The organism is Collinsella intestinalis (assembly GCF_902501455.1).
GTDB lineage: Bacteria > Actinomycetota > Coriobacteriia > Coriobacteriales > Coriobacteriaceae > Collinsella > Collinsella intestinalis.
Window position 1 is genome coordinate 94,025 of record NZ_CABWIC010000011.1, and the last position, 23,601, is coordinate 117,625.

A 23,601-nucleotide genomic window follows, 5' to 3' on the forward strand; every position below is an offset into this window, starting at 1 on the left:
GCAAGATCAATCATGTTGTTACAGGGCATGCCATCTTGCGGTCTTTCCCGTCCCGTCACTATCGATGGTCTTGTCCACCTTTTTCATCTTCGCTAGTAGGTTCGATACCCTCTTGGCCTTTTGAGCATCGGTAAGGCCCGAGGGGAGAAGGTCGCTGAGGAGAGCGGTGATTTTCGCGCGTGGCGCGGGTCCCGTTTCTGAGAGCATCTGAATGACAAGCGCCTTGCAGGCCTCTTCATTGAGACCTTTGCTGCGCGTGTATGATACCTCCTGCCCCGTCTTTGAAGCCAAGGTGTTCGTAATGGAGATGTGGGGGTACCTGCCCTCGATAAGCTTGAGCCGATGCAGCTCTGCTGCCTCTTCGTTCGTGATCTCTGCGCCTTTCTGAACCTTGTCCAAAAGGTAGACGATATCCATCGGGAGGTCCGGCTTGGCGTAGAGGAGCCTGCTGTAGCTCTCGTTGATGGTCTTGCCGTAGACGCTTACGCGCACACGGGTTGGATCCGAAAGGTCGTAGGTGGGTAGGGGGAAATACCGCTTCCGCTGCATCTGAAATACCTTGGGGATTCCCATGGCAATCGTGTCGATCATGTCCATCTGCACCATCGCCTCCGAAAGGAAGGGGTTGCGGTAGTAGCTTGGTTTAAAACCCGGTTGCATCGCGTTTTCGATTGTCCCCGGAATGAAGGACCCTTCGTTTAGGAACACGAGGTGGTCCTCGAATTCCTCGACGTTGATCCGCCCCTGCATGGAATAGTCCTGATGGGCGATGCAGTTGTTCAGGAGTTCCCTGATAATCTCGGGCTCGTATTGGTCCGCCTCAAAGGGAAACAGGCTTGCGCCATTTGCGTTGAACCGGTACTTCTCGTTACGGATTTTCCCGAGGACCTGGTCGATCGCGAGAAGGAAGGGCGGCTTGAAGTGCTCGTAAGAGGTCACCGATCCGTTTGAGGCGTAGAGCGTCCAGGTGATGCGCGGGCTCATCCCATTGAGCAGCTGGGTGGATTCCGGCTTACCGAGCAGGATGAGCGTCGTCGGGGTGATTTTGCCGTTTTTGGTCAGGTTTGCCATATCAAGGATCGTGCGGTCGTCCATGTCCGCGAACGCCCCGGAGTGGCGCCGGTGCTTGGAGAGGAAAAGCTCTATCGCCTTCTTCACGGCCGCGGGGTCGAGGTCCTCGAAGGTGGCATTTTCGATTTCCAGGGCGCTCCAGTCAGGCCTCTGCATTTGGCGTATCTGCTCGTACTTATCTATGGGCAGCGGCCCGAGCGATTCGCCCTCGCGCGCCCATGCCGCATTGTTGAACGCCGTCGGCATCCCTGGCGTCGCAGCGGGGATTTGAAATGCGAGGACGCGTTTGCCGTCAATCCTGAGCTCATGGATCTCTCTCAGGGTAAGGCGGTTGTTCGCGCGGTCCGCGATCTCCTTTTTAAGGGACCGAAGGTTGGCTGGATTTCCTTCTCGGTAGGAAGTTCCGCACGCGACCTTGTCGTCGTCCATTCCGAAGATAAGCCAGGCGTCTTGTTTCCCGCGCAGGATCGCCTCGTTGCTCAGCGCGGAGAAATACTTCCCGAGATCCTTGAAGCTGAAGTCGCTCTTCGCTTCCTTGAGCTCGATGACCTCGCTCTCGTAGGGCTTCTCGATACGGGCGATGAGTTCAAGGACATCGTGATCGCTGTAGTACAAGATCGCTCCTAACGGGCTTGCGGCTGATATTTAGTCGTAAGATACGACTAAATATCGAAAACAAGGTCATTTTAGTCCAATCTAACGACTAGAAATGGAGATATTGGACCGTTTATAGGACTAAACAATGTGATGGGCTCGGCCGTAGTCCAAGCTCTGTCTGAGGGCCTGATACCCTCACAAGTCGGAGGTCTTTAGTTCATACCCGCCTCCCCGCGACCAAAGCTACAGTGAGGGCGAGGGTTTTTATCCTCTTCCTCTTCTTGTTTTGTGGCGACGTAATCGAATGCGCTATCGGCGGGCGCTCAAAAGCGGCTGTTTCGACGCTTGAGCGTCGGGAAGGACAAAGTGGCCTTGTTGCGATATGGCCAAATGGGGCAGGCGCAAAAACTGAAAGCTGGGATAATCAAGTCCGTGCGAGTGTGACTGTGATGGTGATTGCGTCGCTTCGGCTGCGTTTACTTCGACTGCGTTCAGTGCGGTGATCGATTGCTCTATGGTTGCCGTGACTTGCGCTGCAGAGATGGGAGATGTCTGTACGGCGTTTAGGCTCTTTGCATTTTGCTGTACGCCGATCGACACGACGGACCGCAGAAGGATGCCTCCCCTCCCTTGTCGGGGGAGAAGAAAGAACGATTGCAAAATTTGCAAGTTGTAAGCGAGTGCATCGGATGATTCGACACGATTTGCCAGACTGCTTCGGGGAGAGACCCCGGATCGGACATTGATGAGATTTCGTCGCCGGATACGCCCGTGAATGACAGCTCGTGTTCGTTGAACAGGCGGTCAAGGCTTCGCAGCAACGCGTTTGCGGTTTCGATTTGAGACCCGCCTTCTTCCGATTCGAGCGCCAAGAAGATCCAGGTTGCCGGTTCGCCCTGAGTGTGTTTGGCTTTGAAGCGGAGTGATTTGGGTTCCTGGTCGGCTTCAACAGAAGTGAGGATTCTTACGCTGGGGGACCCGATGAGGCGCCTTGTTCCAATGAGGCCCAGGGCGCTGTCGAGGGTCGAGCGCTCCGAGTATCATGACGATTGAAAACAGATTGCGCATCAGAAGCCAATCGTGCAGGGGTTCGATTGATAGAACTGAGTTCAAGACCGTGCCAGAATACCCTGAGTTCGCTTGGTTTGAGGGGCTCGTCAACGCGGTGACCCATCGCGACTACTCTTTCCGGGGCGACTACATTCGGGTTTCGATGTTCGATGACCGCCTGGAGATCGTCAGCCCGGGGGCGCTCCCGAACATCGTGACGCTCGACAACATGAGGACCACCCGCTACTCGCGCAACCCGCGCATCGCGCGCACGTTGGTCGAATTCGGATGGGTTCGAGAGTTGAACGAGGGCGTCAAGCGCATCTATACCGAGATGCAGGACTCCCTGCTCAACGACCCGGTATACACGGAGCCCGGCGGGACGAGGGTTCAGCTGACGCTTGAGAACAACATCGTGGCGCGGACCGTCAGGAGAAGTGGGGCGCTCGAGGACAGGCTTTCAGCTGAGCGGCTGGCCTCCCTCGACGAATACGAGTTAGCCGCGGTTCGGCTTGCGTTCACGAACGGCAAAGTGACCGCCAGGGAGCTCGCCTACCACATCGGGCGCACTCGCCGCACGGCCGGGAACGTTCTCAAAGGAATTTCGGGTCCTTCCGGTCCGCTCGAGTGGCACGGCTCGGCTGTCAACGATCCGGGGCAGTACTATTCTATGCGATAGGCTTCGCACCTATTTCGCACCTATTTCGCACCTATTTCGCAGTAATGTCGCACCCTTGTCGCAGTAATGCCGCACTTCTTTAGTTGCGCCAGAACCGCAAATCAGGCCGCCTCGGCCGTGCAAGCCCACCCATCCAGGAGGGAGGACCGTCTACGTCCTCCCTCTTTTGCGCTACAGTAATTGCGGTAGTAAACGCACATTTGTTGTTTTCGCTTTGCGAAAGAGGGGGAGATTCATGGAATCCCAGGCTTACCCAATGCTGTTCAGCCCCATCAAGGTCGGCACGCAGGAGGTCAAGAACCGCGTGTTCATGCCGCCCGTGTCCACCAACCTGGCCGATCACGGCTATGTGACCGACGCGCTCGTCGACCATTACACCGCGCGTGCCAAGGGCGGCGTGGGCCTCATTATCACCGAGGTTGTGACCGTAGAGCCCACGTATACCTACCTGCCCGGCGACATGTGCTGCTACGACGACACCTTCATCCCGGGCTGGGAGAAGCTCGCCGCTGCCGTGCACCAGTACGGTGCCAAGATCATGCCGCAGCTGTTCCATCCCGCGTACATGGCGTTCAACGTGCCCGGCACGCCGCGCCTGATCGCCCCGTCCTTCGTGGGCCCGTCCTACGCCCGCGAGGCGCCGCGTCCCATCACCATCGACGAGATCCACGAACTCACCCGCCAGTTCGGCGATGCGGCCGTGCGCATGCAGAAGGCCGGTGTCGATGGCGTCGAGGTCCATGCGGCGCACGCCCATGGCATGCTCGGCGGCTTCCTCTCGCCTCAGTACAACAAGCGCACCGACGAGTACGGCGGCAGCCTGGACGCGCGCATGCGCTTCCTGCTTGAGGTCATCGCCGAGATCCGCGAGCGCTGCGGCAAGGACTTCATCATCGACGTGCGCATCTCCGGTGACGAGTACACCGATGGCGGTCTCACCCTCAACGACATGATCTACGTGTCCCGCCGCCTCGAGAAGGCCGGCGTCGACATGATCCACGTCTCCGGCGGCACCACCATCAAGCGCGGTTCGGCCATCCCCGCCGCGGGCACCAAGCAGGCCAGCCACGCCGCCCTCTCGCGCGAGATCAAGAAGCATGTGAAAATCCCCGTGGCCACCGTGGGCCGCATCAACGAGGCTTGGATCGCCGAGGAGCTCATCGAGGACGGCGCCGCCGACATCTGCATGATGGGCCGCGCCAATCTGTGCGACGCCGAGTTCTGCAACAAGGCCGCCGCGGGCCGCGCCGAGGAGGTCCGCCCCTGCATCGGCTGCCTGCGCTGCCTGAACGGCATCATGTTCGGCAAGCCCATTTCCTGCACGGTCAACCCGGATGTCGAGCACGACGAGGCGGGCTTTGAGCCGGCTGCCGAGAAGAAGAACGTGCTTGTTGTGGGTGCGGGCCCCGCAGGCATGGAGGCTGCGTACATCGCTGCGCGCCGCGGCCACAACGTGGTGCTCGTGGATAAGCAGGAGGAGCCCGGCGGCCAGCTGCGCATCGCGTCGGTCCCGCCGGCAAAGCAGGAGCTCACCCGCGTGATCAAGTACCAGTTCAGCCGTCTGGCCGAGGCCGGCGTGGACGTCCGCATGGGCGTCGAGCTTACCGCTGAGGACATCCAGCGCGACTTCGCGGGCTACGAGGTTGTCCTGGCCTATGGAGCCGAGCCCATCGTCCCCGGATTTATGACGGGCTTCAAGCAGGTCATGACCGCCGACGACCTGCTGGCAGGCCGCGCGTTCCCGGGCAAGAAGATCGTCATCGTGGGCGGCGGCTCCGTGGGCTGCGAGACGGCCGACTACCTGGCCCCGCTGGTCAACGACCTCGCGCCGTCCAACCGCGACGTCACGCTCATCGAGATGACCAAGACGCTCGCCGCCAACGAGGGCGGTGCCGGTCGCGCGGTGCTCGTGACCCGCATCCTGGACAAGGGCGTCCACGTGCTCACCGAGGCCAAGCTCACGGGCGTGACCGAGGACACCATCTCCTACGAGAAGGACGGCGAGGAGCACGTGATTGAGGGTGCCGACACTTTGGTGCTCGCGTTGGGCTACCGTCCCAACACTGCGCTCGCCGACGCACTGGCCGAGGCGGGCTTTGCCTGCCACGTGCTGGGTGATTCAAAGCAGTGCGGCAACCTACGCGACGCCATCGAGGCCGGTTACAAAGCGGCTTGCGAGCTGTAAGGGCGGCGACATATCTGCAACGTGACGGACCCGGGGGGCATTAAGCCTCCGGGTCTTTTCGGTGAGCGGTGTTATTACAGATCCCTTACATTGTGTCCGTATGTTTACAATCCCCTCGGATAAGCCAATGGGACTGAAATCTCCGCAGGTAGATCTGAATGCGATGCGATTAAATCGGTTTTTATTTTCACCCCATTGCGGTTGCCGGCGAAAGCGTTCGTCGATTTGGCGACCAAATTTGTGGCATAAAAATATATATAGAGTATTATCACATTTATAAGCCACCCTTCTGTCGGATGGCTATGCGAAGCGAATCAATTATCGGTTGCTGTTGATTTGGGGGATCGAATGTTGTGTGAGCGGAATCGCATGACGTTGGAGCGCTGCTCTCGTGTAACGGGGGGGGGGTACCATGCGTTCAGCGGTAAGGCGTCTGGCCAAGGTGCTGCCCTCGGTTGTGCTGGGCGCAGCGCTTGCACTGACAGCGGTGGTGCCAGCCGCGAAGGCAGCTCCGGCTGACGGGGCTCCGTCGTGGCCCGAGGGACAAAAGACCACGGTCGTGGATCCATCGACGATCACGACGTGGAAGGGCGTCGCCCATGAGGACACGGAGAACATCGGCCGCATCTGGACGGACAAGACCGTCTCTAATGATGATGTGCGGCTTCCCGGTGGCATCCAGCCCGTCATCGAGAAGGGACAATCCGACTTCCTGGTCGGCCTGTCTGCCCTCTCGTCGACTTCCAACACCACTACGACCTCGAGCCGCCCGCTCGACATCGTCCTCGTCCTCGACGTTTCGGGATCGATGGACGACGGGCTCGGTGGAGGCGTCGTCTACTCGCCGACATATGCCGTCAGCGAGAGCTTCCTCGCTCCGGCATACTATGCCAAGACCGAAGATGGGCAGTACCAAAAGATCGACCGGATCGGTGCGGGCATCGCGGGAATTAGTTTCGGGCATTGGGAGCTGAACGGCAAAGAGGTGTTCCCCAAGCGCTCGGAAGGGGATAGTGCGGACGGGCGGATCCAGTTCTATCAGCGCACCTATGAAACCATGAGCAAGATCGAAGGATTGAAGGGCGCTGCGAACCAATTCATCACCGCGACCGCAGAGAAGAATGGGGAAATCACCGACAAGGCTCGCCAGCACCGCATCTCGATCGTCAAGTTTGCCGGCGAGATGAGGAACACGATCGGCAACAACATCAGCAGGGGTAGAAACTACACGCAGGTCGTGTCCGACCTCAAGGCATATACGCCGAGTACGGTCTCGGAGGCGACGGACACCATCGATTCGCTGCGGACTGGAGGAGCGACGTCGGCAGACTACGGACTGCTGCAGGCGCAAGACGTTCTCAACGGGCGAAAGGCGGGAAATCGGGTCGACGAGCTCGTCGGCGCGCGCGAGGGGGCGCAGAAGGTCGTCATCTTCTTCACCGACGGCCAGCCGACGTATAATAACGGATTCCAGGATACAGTCGCCAACAATGCGATTAAGACCGCTCAGGCGATGAAGGCCGGCGGCGCCCGCGTCTACTCCGTCGGTGTCTTCGCCGACGCGAACCCCGGTGATACGAGGGGAACCTTCAACGCGTACATGCACGGCGTGTCGAGCAACTATCCAAATGCGGAGGCATATAGCGATCTCGGCAGTCGCGCGGAGAATTCCAACTACTATAAGGCCGCGACCGATGCGGACGAGCTGAACGGCATCTTCCAGGAGATCTCGGACGAGATCAACAAGGGAACGGGCCTTCCGACGCATACGACCGAGGGCATGGCCAACAAATCCGGCTACATCACCTTTACCGACGAGCTCGGTGCCTACATGCGGGTCGACGGATTCAGGTCACTCATCTTCGCGGACAAGGTGTTCGATCCGCAGTCGAAGACGAGCAACGGCCTCATCGACACCTATACCTATGAGGGTACGGGCGGCAATGCTCTCTATCCCAACGGCAACGTGAAGGATATCGTCGTTCAAGTCCAGCGCAGCGAAGAGCTCGCCAAGGGCGACATCGTGACGGTCAAGATCCCGGCCTCGCTCATCCCCCTGCGCAACTTCAAGGTCACGACAACCGAAGCGGGGTCGACCATGGAGATCGGCGAGGCCTACCCGCTACGAATCTTCTACGGCGTCAGCATCAAGCCCGAGGTGCATGCTGCCGTGATGAGCGGCGCGGCAGACCAGGCCCTGCGCGATTACATCGCTGGGAATACCGCAGATGGTAAGACCAATTTCTATTCCAACTTCTACGATGGCAGGGTGATCGTGGAGGATGGCAAGCGGCTGGGCAACACCACCGCTTCCTTTGAGCCTTCCGATGCCAACAGCTTCTACTATTTCACAGAGGATACGCCGCTCTACACCGATAGGGAGTGCAAGATCCCCCTTACCAAAGAGCCGACTGCCGGTGAAGAGTATTACTACAAGCGCTCCTACTACAAGAAGGGAAGCGCCGGCCAGGCCGAGAAGGCTGAGAGCATCATCAAATTTAGGGGAGTCAACTTCAACAGGCCGGAGCCCTATTGGAGCCAGGCGGCGGACGGTAGCTACTTCATCAAGAAGGGGGCTCCGCGCTTGACGCGTGTCGACTCCCTGACGCTTACCAAGGAGTCGAACGTCACGGGTACTGCGACCGAGGTTATCAACCCGCGCTGGGACAACGTCGATAATCCCCACATGGTGAACGTGAGCCTCGGCAACAACGGAAAACTTTCTGTCGATATGCCGGGCTCCTTGGCGATCAACAAAGATGCCCGTATCGCGCCGAACAAGAATATCGACCCCAAGGTATTGGATGGAAAGAGCTTCGAGTTCGAGATCACCATTCCATCTGCTGCCGATAAGACCCTGACGACCGAGGTGAGGAACGCCCAGAACGAGCGCGTCGGCGAGCCCTTCGACATGGAGTTTGACGCGTCCGGCAAGCGCCGCCAGAGTCTGAAGGACGAGGAGACCCTCTACATCCACGGTCTCGACGCGGGTGCTGATTACACCGTGACCGAGGTCAAGGATAAGATGCCCGCCGGTTTCAAGCAGACGAGCGCCGAGGGCGATACGGGCAAGATCGCCGCGGGCAAGATTCAGGCCGCGAAATTCGTCAACACCTACGACGTCGAGCCGGTTGCGATGGAGGGAAAGGACCTCGCCGGATACAAGAAGATCTTTGACCGCTGGGACCTCGCGGGCAGCTTCGATATCGAGCTGAGAGCCGTTCAGGCGGGCAATCCCATGCCCGAGGGTTCCACGCCCGGGACGGATGGGCGTGGCGGCAAGGTCGTACAGGCGACCGAGGCGAAGCCCGCGGGCGATTTCGGCTCCATCTCCTTCGATAAGCCCGGCGTCTTCGAGTACACCGTGAGGGAGGTCGCCCCGTCCGCCGAGGGTGTCATCCCCGGCATGACGTACAGCAACGCGTCGTACACGATCCGCGTCGATGTCGCCGACGACGGAAAGGGCGGCCTGACGGCAACCTCCTCCATGACGAGGACCAATAGCGATGCGGGCGTCGACGTGAGCGAGCCGGCCGAGGGTAAGAACGCCGTCTTCACGAACTCCTTCAACGCGCGGGAGACCTCTGCCGGTCCCGAGGCCGTGAAGGTCTACACCAATAATGGCGGTCCGGAAACCGCTATGAAGGACGGTAAATTCACGTTCAAGGTGAAGCCGCTGACCGATGGCGCTCCCATTCCCGACGGCGTCGAGTTCCAGCCCGACGGCTATATCCATGTCAAGAATAGCGGCTCGAGCGTCGTCTTCGGCCAGGCCGCGTACGGCGAGGACCATGTCGGCCATACCTACGAGTACGAGATCAGAGAGCTGATTCCTGCGGGGGCGGATGCCGATAACGGTTACACCTTGAACGGCATGACGTACGACCCGTCGGTCTACATAGCTGCGATCACCGTCTCCGTCGACGAGTCCGCGACGGTCAAGGTCTCCGTTTCTTACTACAAGATGGTCGATGGCGCGCGCGAGCAGCTGCCCGAGGGGCGGGTTCCCGAGTTCGCCAACGTCTACGATCCCAAGGACGTGACGCTTCCGGGCGACACCGCCTCCCCGCTCAAGGCGCGCAAGACCCTCAAGGGCCGTGACGCCGTGGATGGCGAGACCTTCGAGTTCACGCTGTCGGCTGCCAACAACGCGGCGGTCGCCGCGCTGGAGCACGATGAGATCGTCTTCGGCGGTGATAGCGCCGCTACCGAGCTCGAGGCATCCGTGGCGGGGCTGAAGAACGGCGTGCCTGCGGATGCGCCCTTCGGTCCTGTAACGTTCACCAAGCCCGGGACCTACGAATTCAATGTCACCGAGAACGCCCCGGAGGACGGCGCGGGCATGACGTATGACCGCGGCCACCAGAAGGTCACGGTCGTCGTGACCGATAAGAACGGCGTGCTCGAGGCGAAGGTGAGCTACACCGGCGCCGCGACCGACGCCGCCGCGTTCACCAACACCTATAGGTCGAGCCTCTCCTACGGCGACGCCTTCTCGCTCGACGTCACCAAGACCCTGACCGGCCGCGCCCAGAAGGCCGGCGAGTTCGGCTTCGCCATCGTCGGTGCCGACAAGGACGCCACCGACCGCTTGGCCGAGAGCGACAAGTCGTTCACGACGATCGCCCCCGCGAAGCAGGACGTCGCTACCAAGATGCCGGGCAAGCTCGCGGACCTTCGCTTCACGCAGGCCGATGCCGGCAAGACCTTCACCTACACGCTGAGCGAGGTCGTGCCCGACAAGAAGCTGGGCGGCGTGACCTATGACCAGACCACCTACAAGATCGCTATCCAGGTCGTCGACAACGCCGACGGCACCATGAAGACGATCACGACCGTGAGCAAGAATGGCGGCGACCCCGTCGGAACCTATGACAGCTCCGACGGCCGTGACGTCGTCACCCTCGGCTTCAAGAACGCGTACAAGGCCGCGCCTGTTGAGGTGAGTCCCGATACGGCCGACCTCGGTCTGTACAAGGTCCTCAAGGGACGCGATTGGCTCGACACCGACACCTTCCACTTCACCATGAAGAGCGCCGTCCCAGGCCAGCCCGAGTCGGCCGTCGCCGAGAAGGACGTTGCGGCCCCTGGCAAGAAGGATGGGGACAAGATCGCCTTCGACTTCGGTAGCTACACCTTCGATAAGGCGGGGACGTACCTCTACTCCGTCACCGAGACCCCCGGTAACATCGCCGGTATCACTTACAGCAAGAACGCTGCCGACATCGTGGTGAGCGTGTTCGACAACCTCAAGGGTCAGCTTGAGGCGAAGGTGGAGGTAAAAAACGGGACTTTTACCAATACGTATAAGGCCGAGCTCGACCACAATGCGGCCGGCGGTCTGATTATCGCCAAGACCACCAACGGTCACGACATGGCCCAGGGCCAGTTCAAGTTCCAGGTCGAAACACTGAACGGCACGGGCACGACCGCGGCTGAGACCGCGAAACGCCTCGGCATGGAGGACGGCAAGACGACCGGCGAGTTTGGTAACGTGGCTGGCAAGGACGGCGAGCGCGTTGCGATGACGTCCCAGACTCCGCTCAAGTTCACCCAGGCGGACGCTGGTAAGTCGTTCAGATTCACGGTCTCCGAGCTCGGTGCCAATGGCGATCCCGGCACCGGTGGGACCAAGGACGGCTATACCTATAGCAACGCCGTCTACACCATCAACCTCGCTGTTGCAGATGAATTCAACGGAACCCTGAAGCTCACTACCACGGTGACCGACAAGGGCGGTACGGAGACTGTTACCGAGAGTAGCGCTACGAACAAGGTTCCCACGACGATCGACTTCGTGAACAGCTATGCCGCCGCGACCACCGATGCGACCGACATCGACCTCGCGAACGCCGCAACCAAGACGCTCGACGGCCGAAACATGAAGGCCGACGAGTTCAAGTTCGAAATCGTAAGCAATCCGATTGCCGAGCAGGGTGCTGAGAAGGAGATCGCCACGGGCGAGAACGCCGCTGCCGACAGCGGCAAGCCTGCTGCCGTGACCTTCGACAAGGGCTCATTGAGCTACACGCTTGAGCAGCTCAAGAAACTCGCCGCCGATAAGACCGCCGACCGCTACGTCGAGGCTGGCACCACCAAGGACGGCAAGCCGCAGTACACGGTCCGCTACACCGCGCGCGAGCTGACGGACAAGCTCCCCACCGGAGTCACCGCGGTCAAGGCCAGCTTCGACTTCACTGTGACCGTCGTCGACAACGGTAACGGCACACTCGCCGCCACCGCCAACTACCCCAAGGGTGGCCTGGCGTTCACCAACACCTATAACTGGCAGCCCGTCGTCGTCGATCCCGACGCGATCAAGGACGCTGCCGTGACCAAGGTCCTCAAGGGCAACCGCGGCACCGGCCTTGGGGACGGCGAGTTTACCTTCCAGATGACTACCAAGGCGACCTCTGGCTCGCTCGACACCGTGAAGGATGCCGACGGCAAGGCATGGCCAGCAACCAAGACGGCTACCAACAAGGCCGATGGCTCCGTCGACTTCGGCGAGATGAGCTTCTCCGCCGCTGGCACCTATGAGGTGACCATCAAGGAGGTCAAGGGCGACGCTGCCCATATGACCTACGACGGCCATGAGTTCACCTACACCATCAAGGTGACGTACGATCCTTCGACTGGCAAGCTCTCTGCCGAGGTCGAGGGCCTCGACCCCGCGAAGGCGACCTTCACCAACGTCTACTTCAACGAGAGGGACGCCAAGGACGTTACCGTCAATGGCGTCGATAAGCCGCAGGCTTCCGTCGACGGAAAGCTCGTCGGCGTGGGCGACGAGCTCGTCTACACCATCGACTGGGTCAACAACGCCGTGGATAAGAGCGGCACTCCCGTCGCCGCGAACGTAACCGTTACGGATAAGATCCCGCACGGCACCGAGTTCGTCAGCGCCTCCGAGGGCGGTAAGCATGAGAACGGCGCCGTCACCTGGAAGCTCGACAATCAGCCCGCGGGTGCGTCCGGCATGGTGACCCTCACGGTGCGCGTGACCGATGACGCCGTGGTGACCGGTTCCGTCGAGAACCAGGCCTCCATCCAGATCGGCGACAACAAGGTGACCACCAACGCCACCGAGACGTTCGTTCCCGGCAAGTCCGAGACGACGCATCCCGACGAGGTCAAGCCCGGCGAGACGGTTCTGACCTATCAGATCAAGTTCCACAACACCGACGGCGCCAACGCGAAGGCGACGGTCGTCGACAAGCTCGGTAAGGGCCTGGAGTACCAGGTAGGAAGCGCCCTGGTGAACGGCAAACCCGCTGAACCTGCGGTTGAGGGCTCCTCGGCAGCCGGTACCACCCTCACCTGGAATCTGAGCGATCTCGCCGCCAGCCAGGACGTCGTCATCACCTTCGATGTCAAGGTCGCCGCGCAGGGTCCGACTACTGTCGAGAATCAGGCGACGGTGAACGGTCATGTGTCCAACGTCGAGACCACGCCGTTCCCCACTAAGGACGCCAAGCACGTCTACAAGGGCGACGTCCTCGTCGACGGCAAGCTCGTCGGCGTCGGCGAGGTCCTGACGTTCGAGATTCAGTGGTCGCATGACAAGACGCTCGATGGTGAAAACCAGAAGGTGACCGTCGTCGACCAGCTGCCCACGGGCATGGAGCCCATCGATGGCACCATCAAGCCCAGCGGCACGTATGACCCCAAGGCGGGAACCATCACCTGGACCTTCGATAACGCAAGGGGCCAGCAGGGCATCGTCGAGTTCCAGGCCAAGGTGACGGACGAGGTCATCGAGGCTGCCAAGCGCGGCGAGGTCACCAACATCGCCAAGGTGAACAACCACGCCAGCCAGAGCGTCTCCGTCAACGTCCCGACCAAGACCGTCGCCAAGCCCGAGGGCCAGAGCGGCTCCATCAAGGTCGGCGACGAGGTCGTCTACACCATCAACTACAAGAACACCGAGGCTGCGGCCGCCGTGGTGACCATCACCGACAAGCTGCCCTCCGGCATCACCTACAAGGCTGACTCCGCCGCGCCCGCCGCAAGCTATGACGAGGCGAATCGCACGCTTACCTGGACGCTTGCCGACGTCGCGCCCGGCGAGTCCGGCTCCGTCTCCTTCACCGGCGTGGTCAACGAGTCCGCCATCGAGGGCGGCGTCGATAACAAGGCCGGCATCCAGCTGGGCGAGAACGGCCCCGTAATTAGCACCAATACCGAGTCCACCAAGATGGGCACAGGCGACCTGACCATTTCTAAGAAGGTCAAGTCCGCCATCGCCGGCGTGACCGCACCGGACGCCGAGTTCACTTTCGACGTCACCCTGACGGATGCCGCGGGGAACCAACTTGCGGGCACCTACAGTTATGAAGGCGCCAAGCAGGGAGCTATCGCGAACGGCAATGGCAAGATCACGCTGAAGCACGGACAGTCAGTCACCATCAAGGGCCTGCCCGAGGGTGCTAAGTACAAGGTCGTGGAGCGGAAGCTCAAGGGCTTCACCGCCATCGCCGACACCGTGAACGGTGCCATCCACAAGGGCCAGGCCGAGAAGGTGGAGTTCATCAACACCTATACCCCGGCTGCTGTCGTAATCCCGGGCGGTGACAAGGGTGCACTGCAGGTCAAGAAGGTCCTCAAGGGACGCGATTGGCTCCCGAACGAGTCCTACTCCTTCGAGCTCCAGGCTATGACCGAGGGCGCACCCATGCCCGAGGGCGCGGGCAACATCGCCACGGCGATCGCCAAGAAACAGGTCGTGAGCTTCGGCGGCATCAGCTTCGCCAAACCCGGCGCGTACGAGTATCGAATCGTCGAGACCGGTGTCTCCGCCGATACCAACCTGACCTTCTCCCAGGCCGAGTACAAGCTTGTCGTCACCGTCAAGCCGAACGGCGCTGCGCTCACGGCGGCCTCCGTCCTGACCCAGGTCAAGGACGACGCCGGCGAGCCTGCGAACAAGGTTCTGAAGGTCCCGGGCGAGGTCATGACCTTCACCAACACGTATAAGAAGCCCGCACAGGGCAAGGACGTCGCCGCTGAGGGCAAGCCCGGCACATCGATCGACGGCCAGCTCGTCCAGGTCGGTAGCAGGCTCGTCTACACCATCGACTGGGTGAACGACGCCGTCGACGAGACCGGTAAGGCTGTCGCCGCCAACGTGACCATCACCGATAAGATTCCTACCGGCACTGCCTACGATGAGGGTTCCGCGACTAACGGCGGCGTCTACAACGCCGACACCAACACCCTGACCTGGAGTCTCGGCAAGCAGGAGGCCAATGCCTCCGGCACCGTGATCTTCACGGTCGAGGTGACCGAGGCCGCCCTCAACAACAAGGTTGAGAACCAGGCCAACATTCAGATCGGCGAGAACAAGACCGAGATGACTTCCAAGCCCGAGGTCTTCGTTCCCGGGAAGAAAGTCGAGGATGCCAACAAGGGCGATATCCAGGTCGGTGACGTCCTCACTTACACCGTGAGCTATGCGAACCCGGGCAAGGATTTCGCTACGGTGACCATCACTGACAAGCTGCCCAAGGGCCTCACCTACGTCGACGGCTCCGCGAGCGGTGGCGGCTCCTTCGACAAGGCCGAGAACAAGCTGACGTGGAAGATCAACGACGTTAAGGCCGGCGCCACCGGTACCGTGACCTTTGAGGCAAGGGTGAACGAGTCCGCGCTCACCAACGGCATCGCGAACACCGCCAACGTCCAGCTTGGCGACCATACTCCCGTGGTCGATACCAACACGACCCCGGAGAACCTTCCCAAGACCAGCACCCTGAAGATCGGGAAGACCATCAAGCTCGCCGAGAACCAGGGCACTGAGATCGACGAGAAAAAGGAGTTCTCGTTCAAGATCACCCTGACGGACGCAGCGGGCAACCCGCTGAACGAGGACTATCGCTATAGCGGTGAGGGCCTCGACGGTGGCGTCATCGCCGCCGGCAAGGACGGCGACATGTTCAAGCTGAAACACGGCCAGGCCATTACCATCCAGGGCCTGCCCGTGGGCGCGAAGTACACCATCACCGAGGATGACGCTGCCGGCTACACGCCTGATAAGAAGACGATCGAGGGCGTCGTCTCCGTCGACGGCACGAGCCAGGCCGCATTCGTAAACACCTACAGCATTGGCGATGGCGTTACGCTCGCCGCCAAGGACGGTTTCAAGGCTTCGAAGGAGCTGGTTGGCCGCGACTGGAACGGCACCGACAAATTCAGCGCCAAGCTCATGTCCGTCAATGGTGCACCCATGCCTGACGGCGCCAAGGACGGCGTGCTCGTCAAGCAGATGACGAAGGATTCCAAAGAGGTCTCGTTCGGCGATATCAAGTACACCGCCGCCGGCGAATACTCCTACACGATCAGCGAAGAAGTCGGATCGATCGGTGGCATCAAGTACTCCGACACGATTTATAACGTGAAGGTCAAGGTCACCGATAAGGGCGACGGCACGCTCGCTGCCTCCTTTGATGGCAAGTACGTTGCGAACGGTGCCGTCGAGGATGCGAAGCCCGTCGATATCGCAAAGTTCGTCAACGTGTACTCCGCGGCTGTTCCACAGGGTTCCCCGGTGACGACCGCCAACCTGTTCAGCAAGGTGCTGACGGGTCGCGATTGGAAGAAGGAGGATTTCTTCAGTTTCACCATTACACCGCTGAACGGCGCCCCTGCACCGGAGTGCCCGGAGGCAACGCTGTCCGGTCTCACGACAGCGGCTGGCACGCCGGTTGAGTTCGACTTTGGCGCGATTAACTTCACCTTCGACCACATCAAGGACGCACCGGTTGTGAACGGTGAGCGTACCAAGATCTTTGTGTACGAGGTGCGCGAGATTCAGGGTGACATCGCCGGTGTGGAATATGACGACAACGTGGCGACGTTGACCATCAGGCTGACCGACGCCGGCGACGGCAACCTCACCGCGACGTACGACGTCACGGGCAAGAGTCAGTTCACCAACGAGTACTCGACCGAGCCGGTTAACCCCGACGGCGACGGCGCCACGAGCAAGGCTGGCATCCAGATCGTCAAGACCCTAACCGGTCGTCCAATCGCCGCCAGTGACTTCAAGTTCACCATGGCCCCGGCCGACGACGCCACCAAGGCGAAGTTCGGCGATGCCAAGGTCATTGCGACCAACGCCGCGGAGCTCGGTACGGATAAGGCGACCAGCAACACTGCCATTGCCATCACGCCGGTCAAGACCGGCCTCGAGTTCACCCTCGCGGATGTTGGCAAGACCTATACCTTCGATCTGACTGAGACTAAGGGCGGCGGCGCCGGCTATGTGAACGACGAGACGAAGCACACCCTCACGTTCACGACTGCCGATAACGACAACGGAACGCTTTCCGTTACGGCGACCCTCGACCGCAAGGAAGCCGCCGTGTGGACGAGCGGCGCCGAGCTCACCCCGGTGAGCGTTGGGTTTGCCAACAGCTATAGCGCCGGCTCCATCACGGTCGGCGGCCAGGGCGGGGTGGCGCTCGCGGGCACCAAGCAGCTCACGGGCCGTCCGATGGTCGCGGGCGAGTTCCACTTCAACGTGACCAACGCGAAGAACGCCGGCAGGGTCGTTGCCACTGGCACCAACGCCGCGGACGGCACGATCACCTTCACTGGTATCAAGTACACCACCGAGAAGCTCAACAACGATGTGGCCGCAGGCCTCGCCACGGTCGATCGCGCGGGCAAAGACGGCGACGTGTACACCTACACCTACAAGGTGAGCGAGGACGCGGGTCGGAAGGACAAGGGCGTCAGCATCGTCCAGGGCGAGCAGACTATCACTGTCAAGGTGACCGACAACCGCGCGGGCAAGCTCTCCGCCAAGGTCGTCTACCCCGAGGGTGGCATGGTCTTCAAGAACGCCTATGGCACCGGCGAGGGCGGCTCTAAGCAGATCGCCCTCAACGGCACCAAGGTCCTGGACGTCAAGTCTGGCAACAAGGTGCCCGATATCGCGGGTAAGTACACCTTTACGCTGGCCGGCTCTGAGGGCGCCCCGATGCCCGCAAAGACCACGGCGACCAACGACGCCTCCGGCAACATCTCCTTCGGCGAGATCATCTACACCATGGAGAACGTCTTTGGCGCACCTGCGGCACAGCCAGAGCAGCTCGTGATTGCCGAGGATGGGGCGGATACCGCCGACGCCAAGACTGCTGGCGCGACCGACGCCCAGGCCGCTGAGGCCGATGCCAAGGCGGACGACGCCGTGGCGGCTGAGGCTGAGGCCAAGCCTGCCGAGGGCGAGAGCGCCGTGAAGGCTGCTTTTGAGGACGAGCCCATGGTGGCTTCCGCTCCTCGCAGCAAGACCTTCACCTACACGGTGACCGAGTCCGGCAGCGTTGCCGGCGTGAGCAACGACCCTGTTGCGACCAAGACCATCAAGGTCAAGGTGACTGACAACGGCGACGGCACGCTTACCGTCGACAAGCAGGCGGAGTCCAACAAGACCGACTTCACCTTCACCAACACCTACAGCGTGAAGCCTTTCGACAGCACGCCGACAGGCAAGGGCGGTTTCGCCATCACCAAGACACTCGACGGCCGTGACCTGCGTGAGGGCGAGTTCGAGTTCGCGCTCGTCTCGCAGGGCGAGGGCGAGCCCACGGTTGTCACCGCCAAGAACGACGCCAGCGGCAAGGTTGCCTTCCCGGCAATCAGCTTTAACGCGCCCGGCGAGTATAACTACCGCCTGGCCGAGGTCGATGGCGGCCTAAGCGGCGTGACGTACGACACCACGGTGTACGACGTGACCGCCAAGGTCGTGGACAACGGTGACGGCACCTTGGGTGTCACGTGGTCTGTGAGCAAGGACGGCAAGGCGCTGGAGGGCAAGGAAATCGTCTTTGCCAACAGCTACAAGGCCGCCGGTACGAGTATCACGTTCAACGCCGCTAAGGTCCTGACCGGTCGCGAGCTTAAGAAGGGTGAGTTCACATTCGAGCTGCGCGACGCTAACGGCAAGGTCCTTCAGACGGTTAAGAACGGTGCCCTGACCGAGGGCGGGTACGCTCCCATCGCGTTCGACCCGATCACCTATGACGAGCCCGGCACGTATGATTACCGCATCGTCGAGGTCAAGGGCGACGCCGAGGGCATCACCTACGACGAAACGGTGTTCACCTACCACGTGGTGGTGACCGACGACGGCAACGGCCAGCTCCAGGTCGAATGGACCGTGGGCGAGAACGGGGCACCGGTCTTCCAGAACGGCTTCGTCAAGCCGGAGGATCCCAAGCCCGCCGACCCGGCCAAGCCGGCCGATCCCGGCAACGGCGGCTCCGGCGACAAGCTGATCAAGACCGGTGACAACGCGCTCGTGGGCATGTTCACGGCTGCGTTTGCGGGCATAGCCGCAATCGGCGCGGGCTTTACCGCGCGCCGCAAGAAGAAGTAGCGGCGGTGGGCCGGCACGGTGACGGGGGTGGCCCGGAGCCGTGACGGCCCCAAGCCGAGGCTGCGACGGCTTTATGCCAGAGCGGTGGTGGCTCCTAGCCAAAAGACACGCTGGCACCCCATCTCAAGCGAGGTGGGGTGCTTTTTTGGCGTTGGGGTTGTGTTGATTGCCCGGGGATCGACGTTGCTCCTGTGCCTTACGCGGCCCCGTTGCCCTCGCCGTGGCGATAGGGGTGCACCACGGGGTCCACGGCTGAGCAGCCGCGCGCTTGGAGCCCCCGTATGACCGTGGGGGCGAGGCGGCCGGGTTTGCTGTCCGCATGGGGATGTGCGTCCGCGCGACCGTCCGCTTCGACGATGGCGTCCGCATTCTCGCCCGCTCCCACGCTCACGCGCGCCATGCCGCCATCAATGCGGACGCGAACTTGGCGCAGGCCGAGGCCGTGCAGGTAGTCCTCGCACATACGGACCGTGTGCAGCTTCTCGGCGGTGAGCGCCTCGCCGCAGGGGATGCGCGTTGCCAGGCAGGCGCCGGCAGGGAGGTCCCACACGTCGAATCCCCAGGCGTGCAGGACTTCGCGCTCCTCGTCTTTGCACCAGCCGGTTTCCATAAGGGGCGACCTCACGTCGAGCTCGCGCACGGCACGGGTGCCGGGGCGATAGTCTCCGGCGTCATCGGCGTTGCTTCCCTCGAGCACGACGCGCACCCCGAGCTCGCACGCGGCGTCCACGATGCACCGGAATCCGAGGCGCTTGCAGTGGTAGCAACGGTCTGCCGGGTTGGCGGCAACATCAGGGTCCGCAAGCGGGTCTGTCTCGATGGCGACCACATGAGCCCCCGCGCGCTCGAACCTCCCCCGTTCGCGTTCGAAAGACTCGCGCTCCGGAGTGCCTACGAAGGGCGTGTCCAGGTGAATAAGGTGTACATCGGCCGGCGGCAACGCGCGGATGCTGACTGCCGCGAGGAAGGTGCTGTCCACACCGCCCGAGAACCCTATGGCGACACTTCCGAATGACCGGAGCAGCTCGATGAGCCCTTGCATTTTCGCGTTATTGGAAATTGGTATCGTCATGTCAAACCTTGTGTTCATAGGAGTGGCCGCACCCATCGACCCAGTACAATAATTTCAAAGGGTTGCGTTGGCGTTCCGGCAGCTCGATGAGCACAGCATCGACACGTTTGCGGTGTCCTCGGTGAATGAATCAAGGAGAGAAGGATGAAAACCATTCAGGCGATACTTTTCGATATGGACGGCACACTTGTCGATTCCGAGCGCGTGGGCCAGAAGGCGTGGGCCGCGACGGCGGATGAGATGGGCATCGAGATCCCGGACGACCTGGTGCGGGCGTTCATCGGCCGCCCGTCCCAGTCATGCCGCGCGATGTTGGCCGAGTATCTGGGTGGCGACGCCGATTTGGCGAATCGCGTGTTCGATTTGCACATTGAGCTGTTCCTGAAGTTTGTTGAGACCGATCTCGAGCTCAAGCCGGGTGCCATCGAGGTTCTCGAGGCCCTTAAGGCCGCAGGGTTCCCGCTCGCCATTGCCACCTCTACCGCCCGCGTGCGCGCGTTGCCGCGCCTGGAGCGCTTTGACATGTTGAAGTACTTCGATTCCATAACGTGCGGCGACGAAATCGAGAACGGAAAGCCGGCTCCGGACATCTTCGTCGAGTCTGCCAGGCGTCTCGGTTGCGATCCCGCGCTTTGCGCCGTTATCGAGGATTCGCACAACGGAGTGCGTTCGGGTCACGCCTCGGGCGCCCGCGTGTTCATGATTCCCGATATCGTGGCGCCCACGCCCGAAATCGAGGAGATGTGCACTGCGGTCCTGCCGACCCTGCACGAATTGCCCGCCGCGATCGCCGCTGTGAACGATTCACCGGCGCCTCGCCGCGCATAGCCCCCGTTTGGAGTCTGGTTTTAAGTTCTGCCGCAGTTTTGGGTGCCTTGGGGAGCAGGGTGCTTCCGATCGCCGGAAAACCCGCGGGTAATGAGGTTGGCGATTTCTCGCCTACTTCGGGATCGCGCAAAAACTGCGGCAGAACTTGATTGCGGCGCCAGCAGAACTGCATCACGCGATGGCGATCGGGATGTTCATCCCCTCGGTACGCCCCGGCGTTTCAAGGCCGAGCGGTGACCGACATCCCTGGTAATTGACAAAAAGGAAAAAAAGGAAAAAATAGGAAAAAAAGGAAAGGAGAATTATGGGGCGTGAAATCTTTTCTCCGGCATTCGGCAACCGTCCGTCATATCTTGTTGGCCGTGATCAGCTTCTCGATAGGCTCCTTACGGGTTTGTCTTCGACTCCCGGATCGCGTGATCGTTCGGTTGTCATGTTGGGTCAACGTGGAAGCGGCAAAACTGTTTTACTGTGGGAATTGGCCGAGCTTGCGACGAAGCATGGTTATGTGGTCGCTGCCCCCACGGTGGCGTCTGAGGGTATGACCGAGCGCATCGTGGAGAAGGTGCAAGAGGCGGGCGAACGGCTGATCGCCCCCCGTCCGGGCGCCCGCGTGTCGAGCGGTAGCTTTGGAGCACTGGGATTCACTGTAGGGCTTGAATTCAGCCGTGAGGTGCAGGAAACCAAGAGCTTCCAGTTCAAACTCACGCAGCTTGTTCGGAGGCTCAACGCACATGGACATGGAATCCTCATTCTCATCGATGAGCTTCAGGCGAATTCACCGGAAGTTCGCCAGCTCGTTACGGTGTATCAGGAGATGATCGGCGAGGGTTTGGACGTGGCGCTCGTCCTCGCGGGGTTGCCTGGGGCGGTTTCGGCAACGTTGAACGATCGCGTGCTGACGTTTCTCAACCGTGCGAGCAAGGTCGAGCTCGGGCCTCTGGCAACCTCAGACGTACAGTCGTTTTATGAGCGGGCGTTTGCGGAGCTGGGTGTCAGAATCGGCGGCGATCGGGTAAGGGGGCTCGCCCGCGCCACCCAGGGCTCTCCGTATCTGCTGCAACTTTTGGGGTACAACATCTCGCTTCGCCTTCCTGATGGGGGCGATCTGACGGACGAGATCATGCGCAACGCGATTTGCGCGGCAGAGGATGACTTTGAGAACGACGTGTGCGGCACCACCCTTGCCGCACTTTCTGGGCAAGACATTGCGTTTTTGCAGGCAATGGCCCGCGACAACGGGTCCTCGCGCATGAGCGATATTGCGGGGCGTATGAAGCAGTCGCCGGACTATGCGCAAAAATATCGAAAGCGCTTGATCGATGCCGGCGTTATATCTGCTGCAGGGCATGGTTACGTCACGTTTGCCATCCCGTACATGCGCGAACACTTGCGAAAGATGGCATTTGATCTGTAGCCGTTGCGAGTTGATCGAAGAAGGGTGACCAGGGGTGCTCTGTGAAGTGGGGCCCGAGTGCGTGCGCGCTCGGGCCCCAGTGCTCTCCCAGCCTATGCGGGGCTGCACGTGCCCCCCGTTCCGTCCGCGGGATGTGCCCGCGTGACGCGTATCACCACAGCGATACGCCTTTTGAACGGCTCGAGGCAGCATTTATGATGGGTCAAACTGAGTGTGTTACAGGTACCCGCTGATGTCGATGTCGGGGTCGGCGAAGTCGTCAGAGCGGTTCATGCCGGTGCTCGCCCGCGCGAGGAGGAAGGGCCGCACGAGCTCCTGATGGTTCTCGGGCTCGTCCTCGGGTCCCTCCTCGATCTGAGCGATGAGCTGGCGCACGCCGCGGCGACCGAGCTCATAGCCGATGGGGGCGATTGTGGTGAGCGGCACGGGGCCTGTCCACGCCAAGGGGTTGCCGTCGCACCCGGCGACGCGGATGTCGCCCGGGACGCGCAGGCCCGCCGCCCGGACGCCGGAGATGGCGCCCGTCGCAAGGGTGTCCGTGAGGGCGATGATGAAGTCCGGGCGGGTGTCCTCGGGACGCTCGGCCAGCTGTCGCCCGAGGTCGAGGCCGTCGTGGGCGGAGTTCCAGGCGCCCTCTTCCACCACCTCGAACGCGCAGTCGGACTCGGTCGTGAATGCGTGCTTCATGCCCTTGACGCGCAGGACGAGGCGGTTCAGCGAGGGTTTGCCGATGATTGCGACGCGTCGGGCGCCGCTCTTGAAGGCGTGGCGCGCGAGGAGTTCGCCGAGGGCGAAGTTATCCGCAGCGACGAAGTGACCTGGGACGTCACACTGGATATCGAGGAATGCGAGGGGGATGCGAGGCGGGTGCACGGGGGGCTGCCAGTCCGTGCTGGCGGGCGGCTGCATGAGGATGCCCGCCGTCTGCGTGCCAATAAAGTAGTCGCGGTAGCGATGCGCGACATCCTCGTCCGTCTGCGCGGTGGCGATGAGCAGGCCGTATCCGTGCTTGCGCGCCTCGGCGTTCACACCGTTGGCGATCTGCAGGGAGACGCCGTGATCGAGATTGGGAAGGATGAGCCCAAACAGACGGTTTCTGCCGCCAGCGAGCATGCGCGCGCTCTGGTTGGGTGCGTAGCCGAGCCGATCGGCCGCCTCGCGGATGCGTTTGAGCGTCTCGGGGCGCATCTTGTCGGGATGGTTGAACGCGTTGGAGACGCTGCCCAGCGCGACGCCCGCCTCACGGGCGACGTCGGTGATGGTGACGGTGGTTCGGCGAGACATGGCCTGCTCCTGAAAGACGTGCGGCATCACCCTAAAT

At 61.4% G+C, this 23,601-nt stretch carries 8 protein-coding genes; 5 read left to right on the top strand and 3 right to left on the bottom strand.

Features of this window, described 5'->3' with window-relative positions; translation table 11 throughout:
* Nucleotides 1-18: 18 nt before the first annotated feature.
* Nucleotides 19-1,686, bottom strand: coding sequence for an RNA-binding domain-containing protein (locus AOBCEHNH_RS05490; protein ID WP_152063487.1), 1,668 nt, complete (start codon nucleotides 1,684-1,686; stop codon nucleotides 19-21).
* A gap of 1,099 nt (nucleotides 1,687-2,785) precedes the next feature.
* On the opposite strand from AOBCEHNH_RS05490, the gene AOBCEHNH_RS05495 reads away from it, so the two are divergent.
* The 3 genes from AOBCEHNH_RS05495 (at nucleotide 2,786) to AOBCEHNH_RS05505 (ending at nucleotide 18,963) form a co-directional block, all read left to right on the top strand.
* The gene (locus AOBCEHNH_RS05495) at nucleotides 2,786-3,397 is read left to right on the top strand and encodes an ATP-binding protein (protein WP_226803310.1); all 612 of its coding nucleotides are present in this window, start codon (nucleotides 2,786-2,788) and stop codon (nucleotides 3,395-3,397) included.
* 235 nt (nucleotides 3,398-3,632) lie between these two features.
* A complete protein-coding gene (locus AOBCEHNH_RS05500) occupies nucleotides 3,633-5,582 on the top strand; it encodes an NAD(P)/FAD-dependent oxidoreductase (protein ID WP_152063489.1) in 1,950 nt (649 codons plus the stop codon).
* 412 nt (nucleotides 5,583-5,994) lie between these two features.
* Nucleotides 5,995-18,963 carry a Spy0128 family protein gene (locus tag AOBCEHNH_RS05505; protein WP_152063490.1) on the top strand — a complete coding sequence of 4,323 codons (12,969 nt, stop codon included), beginning with the start codon at nucleotides 5,995-5,997 and terminating at the stop codon, nucleotides 18,961-18,963.
* Nucleotides 18,964-19,159: 196 nt separating this feature from the next.
* Here AOBCEHNH_RS05505 and larE read toward each other — a convergent pair whose 3' ends face one another.
* Nucleotides 19,160-20,035 carry an ATP-dependent sacrificial sulfur transferase LarE gene (gene larE, locus AOBCEHNH_RS05510; RefSeq protein ID WP_226803311.1) on the bottom strand — a complete coding sequence of 292 codons (876 nt, stop codon included), beginning with the start codon at nucleotides 20,033-20,035 and terminating at the stop codon, nucleotides 19,160-19,162.
* Between the two features lie 144 nt (nucleotides 20,036-20,179).
* Between larE and AOBCEHNH_RS05515 the strand changes: the two genes are divergently transcribed.
* Nucleotides 20,180-20,863 carry an HAD family hydrolase gene (locus tag AOBCEHNH_RS05515; protein ID WP_152063492.1) on the top strand — a complete coding sequence of 228 codons (684 nt, stop codon included), beginning with the start codon at nucleotides 20,180-20,182 and terminating at the stop codon, nucleotides 20,861-20,863.
* A 304-nt stretch (nucleotides 20,864-21,167) separates the two neighbouring features.
* On the top strand, nucleotides 21,168-22,280 hold the full coding sequence (locus AOBCEHNH_RS05520; RefSeq protein WP_118102376.1) for an ATP-binding protein: 1,113 nt from the start codon (nucleotides 21,168-21,170) through the stop codon (nucleotides 22,278-22,280).
* A 216-nt stretch (nucleotides 22,281-22,496) separates the two neighbouring features.
* On the opposite strand, the gene AOBCEHNH_RS05525 is transcribed toward AOBCEHNH_RS05520, so the two are convergent.
* Nucleotides 22,497-23,564 carry a LacI family DNA-binding transcriptional regulator gene (locus AOBCEHNH_RS05525; RefSeq protein ID WP_226803312.1) on the bottom strand — a complete coding sequence of 356 codons (1,068 nt, stop codon included), beginning with the start codon at nucleotides 23,562-23,564 and terminating at the stop codon, nucleotides 22,497-22,499.
* Nucleotides 23,565-23,601 lie beyond the last annotated feature (37 nt).